This is a genomic window from Stenotrophomonas sp. Steno-Z1 (assembly GCF_056393175.1).
The window spans coordinates 718229-731195 of the sequence record NZ_JBWJPB010000002.1 but is presented as its reverse complement, the minus strand read 5'-3'; the positions used below and the strand labels follow the sequence as shown (position 1 = coordinate 731195).

Here is a 12967-nt window from a genome sequence, read left to right as displayed (position 1 = left end):
TCCGGTTTTTTCCTCGCAGGGACCTCGGGATGGACTTCCTCAAACTGCTCCGATCGCTGGAAGAGTTCCTCTACGAACTCTGCACCTGGTTCCTGTTTTTCCCGCGCACGCTGTACCGGGTGGTGGTGCGGCCACGGCAGATGGCGCAGTACGTGCATACCGAGCTTACCCAGAAGCTGGAAAACCAGTTCGACGATGCGATCAGCCCGCCGATGTTCCTGATGCTGGCGGTGCTGGTGGCGCACGGGGTGGAGCTGTTGATGCACCAGCAGGTGACCGGGACCGGGCAGTTGTCGCGCACCTTGTTCGGCAACGAGGAAGGCCTGCTGCTGTACCGCTCGATCACCTTTGCGGTATGGCCGCTCATCTGCAGCGTGCACCTGCTGCGGCGCAGGCAGCGGCCGATCACCCGTGAGTCCCTGCGCGGCCCGTTCTTCGTGCAGTGCTACCTGACCGCGCCGTTCGCGGTGGCACTGTCCACCAGCATGGTGTTCGTGCGGCTGCCGGGGGAGCTCTCGACCCAGGCCGGCATTGTCGTGTCGGTACTGTCGCTGCTCTGGTATGCGGTGGTGCAGGCCCGCTGGCTGAAGATGACGCTGCAGCGCTCGTGGCTCAACACGGTCCTGTCGACGGCCTGGGTGTTGCTGCTGGGGATCGTCATCAACAGCCTGATCGGCTGGGCATTGCTGGCCACCTGAGCGGGCGACGCAGCCCTGCGCCCGGCGCTCCAGCCGCCAATGCGTGCAATTCCCCCTGCCCCGTTTCCGTGCGACCCTTCGGGAAACGTTTTCATGGGATGGAGGGATTCCAATGTTGTCTCGTTTTCGTCGTACCGCGCTGCTGGCGCTGATGGCCCTGTCGCTGCCGGCCGGCCACGCCCTGGCCCAGACCGACGCCCCGCTGCGGGTGATGTCCTTCAACGTGCGCACGCCGGTGGATACCGAGCCCGGCCGGCGCTGGGAAGACCGTCGCGATGCGATGGTGGCGCTGCTTCGCGACCAGCATCCGGCTGTGTTCGGCACCCAGGAGCTGGTGGAAAAACAGGCCGACTACCTGGTCGAGCACCTGCCCGGCTACCGCTGGTTCGGCGAAGGCCGTCGGGGCGGCAAGGGCGACGAGCACATGGGCGTGTTCTACGACAGCGCGCAGTTGACGGTGGTCGAGTCGGGCAACTTCTGGCTGTCCGATACGCCGGACGTGGCCGGCAGCATCACCTGGGGCAACCTGATGCCGCGCATGGTCACCTGGGCGCTGTTCCAGCGCCAGGCCGACGGCAAGCGCTTCTACCTGCTCAACACCCACCTGCCCTATCGCGACGAGGATGAGCCGCGCCGCGTGCTGGGCGCACGGCTGATCGTCGACCGCCTGGCAGCGCTGCCCAAGGACATCCCGGTGGTGGTCACCGGCGACTTCAACAGTGAGCCGGGCAGCACCACCTACCAGGCCTTCACCCGCGCACTCGGCGATGCACGCAGGCTGGCCGGCAAGGTCGATGGCCCACGCCTGACCTTCCACGATTTCAGCGGCAAGCCGACCGTGGAGCTGGACTGGATCCTGGTCCGCGGTTTCCGCGTGGACCGTTTCAGCACGCTGGACGACCGGCCCGGCGGCGTGCTGCCATCGGACCACTTCCCGGTGCAGGCCGACCTCCGTTTCCCGGCCGCGCCCGGCCGTTGAGCCGGCGCGCCGGGGGCCACCGCCTTACCGTACGGCGGTGGCCTCGGGAGCGTAGCTGACACGCCAGACCGTGTTGCCGGCGTCGTCGGTGACCAGCACGCTGCCGTCCTTCAGGACCAGGCTGGCCACCGGCCGGCCGTAGACCTGCGCGCTGCCGCCCTCGGCCACGAAGCCGCTGAGGAACTCCTCGGCCTGGCCGCTGGGCGTATCGCCGCTGAAGGGCACGAACAGCACCTTGTAGCCGGACAGCGTGGCGCGATTCCATGACCCGTGCAGGCCCACCAGCGCGCCGCCGCGGTAGCGGGCCGGGAACGCCGTGCCGTCATAGAAGGTAATGTCCATCGCCGCCACGTGCGGCCCCACCGCGAAATCGGGCACGCGGGTTTTCTTGACCAGCGCCGGTGCCTTGCCGGCCAGCCGCGGATCTTCGTTGGCGCCGTAGTACGCATAGGGCCAGCCATAGAAACCGCCTGGCTCTACCTGGGTGATGTAGTCCGGCACCAGGTTGTCGCCCAGTTCGTCGCGCTCGTTGACCGCGGTCCACATGCGGCCATTCTTGAAGGCGATGCCGTTGGGATTGCGCAGGCCGGCAGCATGGATGGTTTCGCCACTGCCATCGGGCCGGATGCGCAGGATGTTGGCGCGGCGTTTTTCGTTCTCCAGCCCATACTCGCCGTTGTTGCTGGCCGAACCCACGGTCACGTACAGGTACTGGCCGTCGGGGCTGGCCACGATGTTGCGGGTCCAGTGATTGTTGTAGCCGCCGGCGGGCAGCGACAGGATCTTGCGGCCCTTCGCGGTGATCCTGGTCTGGCCCGGCTGGTACGGATACACCCAGACGCCGTCGGTGTTGGCCACGTAGAACTGGTTGCCGCGCTGGAGCATGCCGAACGGTTGGTTGAGACCGGCCAGGAAGGTAGTGCGCAGTTCCGGCACGCCATCGCCGTCGGCATCGCGCAGCAGGGTGATGCGGTTGGCGCTGTTGGCCCCGGTCCTCGCCTCGGACACCAGCACGTCGCCATTGTCGAGCAGCGCCATCCAGCGCGGGTTGTCGAAGTCGCGCGCGTAGGCGCTGACCCGGAATCCCGCCGGCGCCGTCGGGGTGCGACCCTGCGACCAACCGATGACCTTGGAATTCACCTGTGCCGAGCGGGTGGCATAGGGCTTGGGCAGCTGTTTGGCGATCGCCTCGCCCGGGCCGACCAGCGGATCGTTGGCGTGTGCACTGGCGGCGGCGGCCAAGGCCAGCAGGCACCCGGCGGCGAGCGAAGTCGTGCGCATCGGCGGTCCTCGTCATGGGCTGTGAGCGGTGGCCGGCAGGATCGCGCAGCCGCCGTGACCGCGGCGGCAAGGGGCGCCCGGGCCACCTCACGCGGCGTGGATGCGCCGGGTGCGATACCGCCCGGATTCCCCCTGGAGACCGCCACCATGGCCCACCGTAGTCGCCTCGCCGGTTTCATCATTGATTGCCAGGACACGCCCGCCGACCAGGCCGCCGCGTTCTGGTCCGCCGCGCTCGGCTACCGGGCCGCGCCGGCCTATCGCGAAGAAGGCGCCGAGTATGCGGATCTGCAGGGCGCGCCGGCGGGATTGAACGTGGAAGTGCAGCGGGTGCCCCATGCCTCGCGGGTGCATCTGGATATCGAGAGCGACGACATCGATGCCGAGGCCGACCGGCTGGAGGCGCTCGGCGCGCGCCGGATCGGGTTCGTCAAACGCTGGTGGGTGATGGAAGCGCCGACCGGCCACCGTTTCTGCATCGTGCGTATGCGCGAGGATGACGGGCGGGCCGCGGCCAACCACTGGGACTAGCGCTCAGTACCGGCGTTGCCGGTGCCCCTCGCCCAGCAGGCGGCTCAACACCAGGTGCTGGTCGCGCGCCTGGCAGATGCGCGCGACCACGGCCAGGAACACGCCTACCAGCAGCACGCCGATGTCCAGCAGTTGATCCGGGAGCCGGCCGAACCCCAGGGCCACCGCCAATGCGGCCAGCACCAGCAGCACGATCACCGCCGGTGACATCGCCGCCCGCGCGCGCAGGCCGGTGATCGACCCGGTGCGCCATCGGTCATGTCCGCCCATAGCGTCCCTCCCTGGAAAAGAGAAATCTTGTAGCACCCGGAGGGATGCGTGCGTCAGGGGCAAAGCCGCCAATGGCGGCATTGCCGACGCGGCGTCTTTGCGAACTCCGACGCCCGACACACGGGAGGGCGGCCAGATGCCGCCCTCCCGTGTCACCTCAACGCAGCGTGCCGGCCACCGCCGGCGGCGCCGCGTCCTGTTGCTGGCCCCAACCCCCCAGGGCCTTGTACACGCCAACCACGCTGACATTGACCGTGGATTCGGCCGCCGCCAACGCATCATCGGCCGCCAGCTGGGTGCGCTGCGCATCGAGCAGGGTCAGGAAGTCCTCGGAGCCCTCGCGATAGCGGATCTGCGCCAGCTGCTCGGCACGTCGTGCGGCCTGCGCCTGCTCGGCAACGATGCCCAGCCGGGCCTGTTGCTTGGCATAGCGGGTCAAGGCGTTCTCGGTGTCTTCCAGTGCCAGCAGCACCGCCTTTTCGTACTCGGCGGCCACTCCGTCGGCCTGTGCCTTGCTGGCGCGCAGCCGCGCGCGCACGGTGCCGAAATCGAACGCGGCCCAGCTGATCGACGGCGTCACCGACCAGGCCTTGTTGGCCCCGTTGACCAGGCCGCTGGCGTCGCCGGACAGGAACCCGACGAACCCGGTGAGGCTGATCCGCGGGAACAGGTCGGCGGTGGCCACGCCGACGCGTGCCGTCGCCGCCGCGAGGCGACGCTCGGCACTGCGTACGTCGGCGCGCTGGCGCAGCAGGTCGGTGGTGTCGCCCAGCGGCAACTGCTTGGCATAGGCCGGGACCTCGCGCGGTTGCAGCAGGGCATCCAGTGCATCCGGACGCTGCCCCAGCAGCACCGCCAGGCGATGCCGCGACTGCACTTCGGCCACTTCCAGCAGCGGGATGTCCGCTTCGATCGCCTTCAAGCGCGCGCGGCTGCTCTGCACGTCCAGCTCGCTGCCCGCACCGAGTTCCCAGCGCGCTTCGGTCAGGCGCTGGGTGTCGCGCAGGTTGACCAGGGTGCGCTTGGCCACGTCGATGCGCTTCTGCGTGCCACGCAGCTCGAAGTAGTTGCGTGCCACTTCCGCCGCCACGGTGACCTGCGCATCGGCGAGGTTGTCCTGCTCTGCACCGAGGTCGGCGCGCGCCGCTTCGGCGGCACGGCGCTGGCGACCGAACAGATCCAGTTCCCAGCCGGCGTCGAAGCCGAGCTGGTAGGTCTCGCTGAAGACGCGCTCGCCGCCAAGGCTGGCGTCGGGCTGCTTGCGGCGGTCGTAGCTGCCACCACTGGTGACGTGCGGCAACTGGTCCAGGCGCTGCTCGACGAACACCGCGCGCGCTTCACGCACGCGGGCCATCGCAATGCGCAGGTCCAGGTTGTCGCCCAGTGCGTCATGCACCAGCTGCTCCAGCACCGGATCGTCGAACTGCGCCCACCAGCTGGCCACCGGCGAGGTGGTGCTGAACACCGGCGCGGCCGCGCCCTGCAGGGTCACCGGCTGTGCCGGTGGCGCCTGGTAGTTGGGGCCGACGCTGACGCAGCCGGCCAGCAGCGCGCTGGTCACGGCCACGGTCAACAGGCGGATCACCATGGCAGCACCTCGCCGAGGTAGGTGAAGCTGCCGTTGGGGCCGTCGGCACCGATCAGCGCCATGCCCACGCTGGAGCGCGCGCCTTCGCTGATCTCGATCTCGCCCTCGCCCGCGTTCATGTCGGTCTTCACGTAGCCGGGGTGCACGGTGTTGACCTTGGTGGTGCTCTCGCGCAGCTCGTAGGCCAGCTGCACGGTCCAGGCGTTCACCGCACTCTTGGAGGCGTTGTAGGCCGGCACCGCGAAGCCGTAGATCGGCGAACCGGGCTGGCTGTGCAGGGTCAGCGAGCCGAGGATGCTGGACACGTTGACGATGCGGCCGGCGGGCGAGGCGTTGATCAGCGGCAGGAAGGCCTGGGTGACGGCGATCACCGCGAACACGTTGGTGTCGAAGGTGGTGCGCCAGGTGTCCAGGGTCTGCGCCGACGGCGCCAGCGTGGGGTCATCGAGCAGGATGCCGGCGTTGTTGACCAGGATGTCCAGGCGCCCGTGGCGCTCGGTGACGGTCTGCACGGCGGCGGCGATGCTGGCGGCATCGCCGACGTCGAGCTGGATCGCTTCCACCGGCAGGCCTTCGGCCTGCAGCTTCAGGGCCTCGGCCACGGCGACGTCGCGCTTGCGCCCGGCCAGCAGCGTGTGCACGCCGGCCTGGGCCAGCTGGCGGACGGTTTCCAGGCCGATGCCGCGGGTGGCACCGGTGACCAGGGCAATCGTTTGGGTAGCGGTATTCATGTGAAAAACCTCGCGGGGGACGGGATCAATGGTGGATGGTCGGTGCGCCGTGGGTCACCAGCTGGCCGCCGCCATTACGGCTGACGAACTTGCGCAGGGCCACGTAGAACACCGGGGTCAGGAACAGGCCGAACAGGGTCACGCCCAGCATGCCGGCAAACACCGTGATGCCGGTGACAGAGCGGACTTCCGCGCCGGCACCGTGGGAGAGCACCAGCGGCACGGTGCCGGCGATGAAGGCGATGGAGGTCATCACGATCGGACGCAGACGCAGGCGGCAGGCTTCCAGCGCGGCTTCCACGATGCCCTTGCCGCCCATCTCCAGCTCGCGGGCGAATTCGACGATCAGGATCGCGTTCTTGCACGCCAGGCCCATCAGCACCACCAGGCCGACCTGCACGAACACGTTGTTGTCGCCGCCGGTCAGCCACACGCCGAACAGCGCGGACAGCAGGGTCATCGGCACGATCAGGATCACCGCCAGCGGCAGCGACCAGCTTTCATACAGCGCAGCCAACACCAGGAACGCCAGCAGGATCGCCACCGGGAACACGATGAAGGCGGCCTTGCCCTGGGTGGCCTGCTGGTAGCTCAGGTCGGTCCATTCGGTGGTCATGCCCACCGGCAGCACCTTGGCGGCGATGGCGGTGAGGTTGTTCATCGCCTCGGCCGAGGACAGCACGCGCGGGTCGGCTTCGCCGGCCAGGTCGGCCGCCGGGTAGCCGTTGAAGCGCAGCACCGGGTCCGGGCCGAAGGTTTCCTTGACGGTCACCATCGAACCGATCGGCACCATCTCGCCACGGTCGTTGCGGGTACGCAGCTTGCCGATGTCTTCCACGCTGTTGCGGAACTGGCCGTCGGCCTGGGCGATCACCTGCCAGGTACGCCCGAACTGGTTGAAGTCGTTGACGTACGACGACCCCAGATAGGTCTGCAGGGTGTCGAACAGCTCGGTCAGCTGCACGCCCTGCGCCTTGGCCTTGACCCGGTCCACTTCGGCATCCAGCTGCGGCACGTTGGCCTGGTAGCTGGTGATCGGGAACGCCATGCCCGGGGTCTGCGACACCGCGCCCTGCATCGCCTGCACGGCGTTCTGCAGCGCACCGTAACCGAGGTTGCCGCGGTCTTCGATGAACATCTGGTAGCCGTTGCCGTTGCCCAGGCCGAGGATCGGCGGCGGCATCATGGCGAAGGCGAAGCCCTCCTGCAGCCCGGCGATCTTCTGGTTGATCTCGGCGTTGATCTGCGCGGCGGTGCGGCCATGGCGCTCGTTGAACGGCTTGAGCGGGATGAACGCCACGCCGGTGTTGGGCGTATTGGTGAACTGCAGTGCGTTCAGGCCGGGGAACGAGATCGTGTGGGCCACGCCCTCGGTTTCCTGGGCGATCTTGGCGACCTTGCGCAGCATTTCATCGGTACGCGCGATCGAGGAGCCTTCCGGCAGCTTCACGCCGGCGATCAGGTACAGCTTGTCCTGGGTCGGAATGAAGCCCGGCGGCACCAGCTTGAAGATGAAGCCGGTACCGACCAGCAGCACCGCGTACACCACGAACACCGCGCCACGCCGGCCGAGGATCTTCGACACGCCGCGCTCGTACTTCTCCGAGCTGGACTTGAAGAAACGGTTGAACGGGCGGAACACCCAGCCGAACAGGCGGTCGATGATGCGGGTCGGGGCATCCTTCGGCGCACCGTGCGGCTTGAGCAGGCGCGCGGCCAGGGCCGGCGACAGGGTGAGCGAGTTGATCGCCGAGATCACCGTGGAGATGGCGATGGTGACCGCGAACTGCTTGTAGAACTGGCCGGTGACGCCGGACAGGAACGCCATCGGCACGAACACCGCGCACAGCACCAGCGCGATGGCGATGATCGGACCGGACACTTCGCGCATCGCCTGGTGGGCGGCCGCAAGCGGGGTGAGACCTTCCTCGATGTTGCGTTCGACGTTTTCCACCACCACGATCGCGTCATCGACCACGATGCCGATCGCCAGCACCAGGCCGAACAGGCTCAGCGTGTTGATCGAGAAGCCCAGCAGGTACAGCGCGGCGAACGTACCCACGATGGACACCGGCACGGCGATCAGCGGAATGATCGAGGCGCGCCAGGTCTGCAGGAACAGGATCACCACCAGCACCACCAGGGCGATGGCTTCGAGCAGGGTGGAGACCACGGCCTTGATCGAGTCGCGCACGAAGATGGTGGTGTCGTACACCGCCTCGTACTTGACGTCGTCCGGCATGGACTTCTGCATCTCGTCCATGCTGGCCATCACCGCGTCGCGGATGTCCAGCGCGTTGGCGCCGGGGGCCTGGAAGATGCCGATGCCGACCGCGTTCTTGCCGTCCAGCTGCGAGCGCAGGGTGTAGTCGCCGGCGCCCAGCTCCACGCGGGCCACATCGGACAGGCGCACCACTTCACCGTCGGCACCGCTCTTGAGCACGATGTCGCCGAACTCCTTCTCGCTGCGCAGGCGGCCCTGCGCGTTGATCAGGGTCAGGAACTGGCTGTTGGGCATCGGCTCGGCACCGAGCTGGCCGGCCGAGACCTGCACGTTCTGCTCGCGCATCGCGCCGACCACGTCGCTGGCGGTCAGGCCGCGGGCGGCGACCTTGTCCGGGTCCAACCAGGCGCGCATGGCGTAGTCGCCACCGCCGAAGATCTGCGCATCGCCCACGCCCTGGATGCGCGCGAGCGCGTCCTTGACGTGCAGGCGCGCGTAGTTGCGCAGGTAGAGGGTGTCGTACTTGCCCTTGGGCGAGGTCAGGTGCACCACCATCAGGAAGGTCGGCGACTGCTTCTGGGTGGTGACGCCCTGCCGGCGCACGTCCTCGGGCAGGCGCGCTTGGGCCTGGGCGACGCGGTTCTGCACCTTCACCGCCGCATCGTCCGGGTCGGTGCCCGGGCGGAAGGTGATGGTCATCTGCAGCACGCCATCGGAGCCGGCCACCGACTTGAGGTACATCATGCCCTCGACGCCGTTGATCGCCTCTTCCAGCGGGGTGGCCACGGTTTCGGCGATCACCTTGGGGTTGGCGCCGGGATACACGGTACGCACCACCACCGACGGCGGCACCACTTCCGGGTACTCACCGATGGGCAACATCGGGATGGAGATCAGGCCGGCGGCGAAGATCACGATCGACAACACCGCCGCGAAAATCGGCCTGTCGATGAAGAAACGGGAAAAGTCCATGGGTGGATTCCTGGGGTTTCACCAACGCCGGCGTGCACGACCCCGGCCGCTGTCGCAGGCGACAGCGGTGGCGGGCTCCCCTGCACGGGGCGCTGGCAGACACGGTAGAGCCGACGGTGGGGTCGGCTGCTATGTAGGGCCGACGGTCAGTCGGCTGCCCTTCACTTCAACGCAACAGCGGGTGCCGCAGCGGGCTGCATGACCACGGCCTTGGCCTGCACCGGCATGCCGGGCATGAAGACCTTCTGCACGCCGTCGATGATCACCCGGTCGCCGGCCTTCAGGCCCTGCTGCACGATGCGCAGGCCGTCGGCGTTGCGGCCCAGGGTGATGTCCTGGCGCTGCGCCTTGCCGTCCTTGTCGACCACGTAGACGTACTTGCGGTCCTGGTCGGTGAGCACGGCCTTCTCGTCGATCAGCATGGCCTGGAACTGGCCACTGCCCAGCAGCTGCACGCGGGCGAACAGGCCCGGGGTGAAGGTGCGGTCGGCGTTGTCCAGCAGCGCGCGCACGCGGATGGTGCCGGTGCTGCGGGTGACCTGGTTGTCGAGGAAGTCGACCTTGCCCTCATGCGGGAAGCCCTCCTCGCCCGACAGGCCCACCTTGACCGGCAGGTCGCTGTCGCGCTCGCTCGGGCGCTCGCCCTTGCGCGCCATCTGCGCGTACCGCAGGAAGGTGCTCTCGTCGGCATCGAAGTACACGAACACCGTATCCAGCGAAACCAGCGTGGTCAGCACGCTGGCGCTGTCGCCGGCGGTGACCAGGTTGCCGGCGGTCACCATCGCGCGCCCGGCACGGCCGTTGATCGGCGCGCGCACCTTGGTGAACTCCAGGTTGAGCGCGGCGGCATCCAGCGCGGCCTGCGCGGCCTGCACGCTGGCACCGGCCTGGTCGGCCGCGGCGCGGCGCTGCTCCCAGGTTTCGGTGGAGATCGCCTGCTGCTCGGAGAGCTTCTTGGCGCGGTCGGACTCGCTGCGGGCCAGCGTGGACTGGGTGCGGGCACGGGCCAGCTCAGCGCGGGCACGGTCGTACTCGGCCTGGTAGCTGCGCGCGTCGATGGTGAACAGGACATCGCCCTTCTTCACCTCGTCGCCTTCGACGTAGTTGACCTTGTCGATGTAGCCGGACACGCGCGGGCGCAGCTCGACGCTCTGCACCGCCTCGACGCGGCCGCTGAATTCATCCCACTGGCTGACCTGCTTGACCAGCACCGGGGCGGCGCTGACCGACGGCGGCGGCGGCATGCCGGCTTCTTCGGCGTGGCCACCGCTGCAGGCGGCCAGGACGGCGGCGGCCAGGACGGACACACCGACCATGGCCAGCCGTCGGGTGAAACGTGGGAAAGTGGAGTTGGAGGTGGTCATGGCATGCATCCGTACGGAGGGGGTGGTGATACGAAATCGGGGGGAAGGCGCAACTAGGGGGCACATCCTGCGACCTGAACCTTGGTAAAGGTCAAGCGGCGCCTGCGGTATCGCGCGACAGCGGGGGAGGCCTGTCCAGGTGCAGCAGGCCACGCGGCAGCTCGGCGTCGCGGGTGTCGCAGCGCACGATGGCGCGGTTGTCGGTGCAGGTATCGAGCAGGGACACCAGCCGCCGCCCGACCAGCAGCGCGCTCGGCCACTCGATGCAGGCATTGGCTGCATTGGTCGTCGTACACACCGGGTTGCACACTTCCAGCATCTGCGCACGCACGCCCAGCGCCTGCGCTTCCTGGTGCAGCACCTGGGCGTACATGCGCGTGGTGGACATGGTGATCGACGATTCGCCGTGGCCGGCCCACGGCTTGAAGCCGGCCGGGCCACCGACCAGCACGTAGCGGCGCACCTGTGCGCCACCGCGAAGCAGCGGCAGCAGGTGGCGCCCGGCGTGCACGTGCGGCATCACGTCGGCCTGCAGTGCCTGCAGCAGTGCATCGCCACTGCGGTCGGTGACGCGGCCGCGGTTGTACGGGCCGCCCATTGCATCGACCACGGCCGCCAACGGGCGCCGCCGCAGCGCCAGGCGTTCGACGAGCGCACGCGCCGAACCATCGTCCCCCAGCGAACCGAGCATCGTTTCCAGCCCGGGCTCGTCGGCGAACTGGTCCTGCAGGGCCGCCAGCCGCCCGGGGTCGCGGCCGACCACCAGGACCGGGCTGCCGGCCTCCAGCAGCGCAGCCACGATGCCCTGGCCGACACTGCCGGTGCCGCCCAGGACCAGGACCTCGGGGGCCAGCGTCCCACTCATGGGACTTTCACTCCCGCGCCCGGGATAATCCCAATTCGACCCAGTTGGTCGAGATGGCGTGAACCCAGTCGCAGGCTACCGCCGCGCTGCATCTTGGCGGGCGGGGTGAACTCGCGGAAAGCCTTGTGCGAGAACGCCGAAGGGCGCTTCTCTACGGTCATGGCCAGCTCCAGCGGGGAGGTGGGGCCGCTGAGTACGCGGCCAAGAATGTTCCGCAACCACATGGCTGGGGTCCTTCATTTCGGGAATGGCGCCAGATTAGTCCCCAAACTCCCCCTTGATTAGTCCGGATTAAGGGGAATAATCGTCCCGTACCCGGCACAATCTTTCGGGCACCCTAGCCCTCCCCACTTCGGATCCCCGTCATGGCACACGATCTCAACGACACGCTGATCTTCGTCAAGGTGGTCGAGCAAGGCAGCTTCATCGCCGCCGCCACCGCGCTCGGCCTGCCCAAGACCACGGTCAGCCGCAAGGTGCAGGAACTGGAGACGCGCCTGGGCGCGCGCCTGCTGCACCGGACCACGCGCCGGCTGGGCCTGACCGAGGCCGGCTCGGTGTACCACGAGCATTGCCAGCGCATCGCGCGCGAACTGGAAGAAGCCGAAGGCGCGGTCAACCAGCTGCAGTCCGGCCCTCGCGGCTGGCTGCGCTTCACCGTGCCCTACTCGATCGGCATCACCTGGATCGCGCCGCTGCTCGGCGAGTTCCATGCGCAGTACCCGGAAATCCAGCTGGACATGCACCTGGGCAACGAGAAGCTGGACCTGATCGCCGGCGAAGCCGACCTGGCCCTGCGCGTGGGTACCCTGCCCGACTCCAACCTGGTGGCGCGCAAGCTCGGCAGCCTGCGCACGCAGGTGTTCGCGAGCCCGGCCTACATCGAGCGCTACGGCGAGCCGCTGCACCCGGACGAGTTGCAGTTCCACCGCATCCTGGCGATGCGCAAGGCACGCAACATCAACAACAACCGCTTCTTCTGGCAGCTCGGCGAGAACGGCGGCGACCTGCGCGATTTCCCGGTCAATCCGCTGCTGGTGGCCAACGACCCGTCCGCGCTGAATGGTGCGCTGGTGTGCGGCGAAGGGTTGCTGCTCACCGGCGATGTGATGGCCAAACCGTTCGTCGAATCGGGCATGGTGCGCCGCGTGCTGGCCGGCTGGACCGGCCCGGAAGTGGACTTCAACGCCGTGTTCGCCGGCGGTCGCCTGGTCTCGCCGAAGGTGCGCGCGTTTGTCGATTTCCTGGTGGCCAAGCTCGACTTCGACGCCAACTACATGCTGGCGCAGTGTCCGAACGCCAAGTTCGCCAAGCAGAAGAGCGAGCAGGCGGAAAAAGAGCTGCAGGCCACCGGCAAGCGGATCCTGGAAACGGTGACCGCGGGCTGACCCACGGCGGAGCGGAACACGGTCGTACCCCCTGAAAACGCCGCCTCCGGGCGGCGTTTTCCGTTCGGCGACGACG

General features: G+C 68.2%; 12 protein-coding genes. 4 read left to right on the top strand and 8 right to left on the bottom strand.

All coding sequences use genetic code 11. From position 1 onward, the window contains the following. The first annotated feature begins 29 nt into the window (after positions 1-29). Positions 30-698, top strand: coding sequence for a hypothetical protein (locus AC06FD_RS10135; RefSeq protein WP_394164540.1), 669 nt, complete (start codon positions 30-32; stop codon positions 696-698). A gap of 112 nt (positions 699-810) precedes the next feature. Then, the gene (locus AC06FD_RS10130; RefSeq protein WP_478077676.1) at positions 811-1677 is read left to right on the top strand and encodes an endonuclease/exonuclease/phosphatase family protein; all 867 of its coding nucleotides are present in this window, start codon (positions 811-813) and stop codon (positions 1675-1677) included. 24 nt (positions 1678-1701) lie between these two features. On the opposite strand, the gene AC06FD_RS10125 is transcribed toward AC06FD_RS10130, so the two are convergent. After that, positions 1702-2958 (bottom strand): PQQ-dependent sugar dehydrogenase, encoded by a 1257-nt coding sequence (locus AC06FD_RS10125; protein ID WP_478077675.1) that lies wholly within the window; start codon positions 2956-2958, stop codon positions 1702-1704. Positions 2959-3105: 147 nt separating this feature from the next. On the opposite strand from AC06FD_RS10125, the gene AC06FD_RS10120 reads away from it, so the two are divergent. Continuing rightward, positions 3106-3489 carry a VOC family protein gene (locus AC06FD_RS10120; RefSeq protein ID WP_394164543.1) on the top strand — a complete coding sequence of 128 codons (384 nt, stop codon included), beginning with the start codon at positions 3106-3108 and terminating at the stop codon, positions 3487-3489. A gap of 3 nt (positions 3490-3492) precedes the next feature. Here the strand turns inward: AC06FD_RS10120 and AC06FD_RS10115 are convergent, their stop codons facing one another. The 7 genes from AC06FD_RS10115 to AC06FD_RS10085 form a co-directional block, all read right to left on the bottom strand. Continuing rightward, complete coding sequence (locus tag AC06FD_RS10115; RefSeq protein WP_478077674.1) at positions 3493-3759, bottom strand: hypothetical protein; 267 nt, start codon at positions 3757-3759, stop codon at positions 3493-3495. Positions 3760-3916: 157 nt separating this feature from the next. Then, positions 3917-5347 (bottom strand): efflux transporter outer membrane subunit, encoded by a 1431-nt coding sequence (locus AC06FD_RS10110; protein WP_394164544.1) that lies wholly within the window; start codon positions 5345-5347, stop codon positions 3917-3919. Further along, on the bottom strand, positions 5341-6078 hold the full coding sequence (locus AC06FD_RS10105) for an SDR family oxidoreductase (protein WP_259208256.1): 738 nt from the start codon (positions 6076-6078) through the stop codon (positions 5341-5343). Before AC06FD_RS10105 ends, AC06FD_RS10110 begins: the two co-directional genes overlap by 7 nt. A gap of 25 nt (positions 6079-6103) precedes the next feature. Next, the gene (locus tag AC06FD_RS10100) at positions 6104-9274 is read right to left on the bottom strand and encodes an efflux RND transporter permease subunit (protein WP_259208254.1); all 3171 of its coding nucleotides are present in this window, start codon (positions 9272-9274) and stop codon (positions 6104-6106) included. A 161-nt stretch (positions 9275-9435) separates the two neighbouring features. Beyond that, positions 9436-10638 carry an efflux RND transporter periplasmic adaptor subunit gene (locus tag AC06FD_RS10095; protein ID WP_478077673.1) on the bottom strand — a complete coding sequence of 401 codons (1203 nt, stop codon included), beginning with the start codon at positions 10636-10638 and terminating at the stop codon, positions 9436-9438. A 91-nt stretch (positions 10639-10729) separates the two neighbouring features. Then, positions 10730-11503: an SDR family NAD(P)-dependent oxidoreductase gene (locus AC06FD_RS10090; RefSeq protein ID WP_259208251.1), complete on the bottom strand. Its 774-nt coding sequence runs from the start codon at positions 11501-11503 to the stop codon at positions 10730-10732. After that, the gene (locus AC06FD_RS10085; RefSeq protein ID WP_259208250.1) at positions 11500-11664 is read right to left on the bottom strand and encodes a hypothetical protein; all 165 of its coding nucleotides are present in this window, start codon (positions 11662-11664) and stop codon (positions 11500-11502) included. The genes AC06FD_RS10090 and AC06FD_RS10085 overlap by 4 nt, the downstream gene beginning before the upstream one ends. A 204-nt stretch (positions 11665-11868) precedes the next feature. On the opposite strand from AC06FD_RS10085, the gene AC06FD_RS10080 reads away from it, so the two are divergent. Then, complete coding sequence (locus tag AC06FD_RS10080) at positions 11869-12891, top strand: LysR family transcriptional regulator (protein ID WP_478077672.1); 1023 nt, start codon at positions 11869-11871, stop codon at positions 12889-12891. The last annotated feature ends 76 nt before the right edge of the window (positions 12892-12967 follow it).

What these genes read in the sequence shown, in the direction of transcription:
- AC06FD_RS10135 (WP_394164540.1), top strand. Translation starts at nt 30, where the DNA reads ATGGACTTCCTCAAACTGCTCCGATCGCTGGAAGAGTTCCTCTACGAA.
- AC06FD_RS10130 (WP_478077676.1), top strand. Translation starts at nt 811, where the DNA reads ATGTTGTCTCGTTTTCGTCGTACCGCGCTGCTGGCGCTGATGGCCCTG.
- AC06FD_RS10125 (WP_478077675.1), bottom strand. Translation starts at nt 2,958, where the DNA reads ATGCGCACGACTTCGCTCGCCGCCGGGTGCCTGCTGGCCTTGGCCGCC.
- AC06FD_RS10120 (WP_394164543.1), top strand. Translation starts at nt 3,106, where the DNA reads ATGGCCCACCGTAGTCGCCTCGCCGGTTTCATCATTGATTGCCAGGAC.
- AC06FD_RS10115 (WP_478077674.1), bottom strand. Translation starts at nt 3,759, where the DNA reads ATGGGCGGACATGACCGATGGCGCACCGGGTCGATCACCGGCCTGCGC.
- AC06FD_RS10110 (WP_394164544.1), bottom strand. Translation starts at nt 5,347, where the DNA reads ATGGTGATCCGCCTGTTGACCGTGGCCGTGACCAGCGCGCTGCTGGCC.
- AC06FD_RS10105 (WP_259208256.1), bottom strand. Translation starts at nt 6,078, where the DNA reads ATGAATACCGCTACCCAAACGATTGCCCTGGTCACCGGTGCCACCCGC.
- AC06FD_RS10100 (WP_259208254.1), bottom strand. Translation starts at nt 9,274, where the DNA reads ATGGACTTTTCCCGTTTCTTCATCGACAGGCCGATTTTCGCGGCGGTG.
- AC06FD_RS10095 (WP_478077673.1), bottom strand. Translation starts at nt 10,638, where the DNA reads ATGACCACCTCCAACTCCACTTTCCCACGTTTCACCCGACGGCTGGCC.
- AC06FD_RS10090 (WP_259208251.1), bottom strand. Translation starts at nt 11,503, where the DNA reads ATGAGTGGGACGCTGGCCCCCGAGGTCCTGGTCCTGGGCGGCACCGGC.
- AC06FD_RS10085 (WP_259208250.1), bottom strand. Translation starts at nt 11,664, where the DNA reads ATGACCGTAGAGAAGCGCCCTTCGGCGTTCTCGCACAAGGCTTTCCGC.
- AC06FD_RS10080 (WP_478077672.1), top strand. Translation starts at nt 11,869, where the DNA reads ATGGCACACGATCTCAACGACACGCTGATCTTCGTCAAGGTGGTCGAG.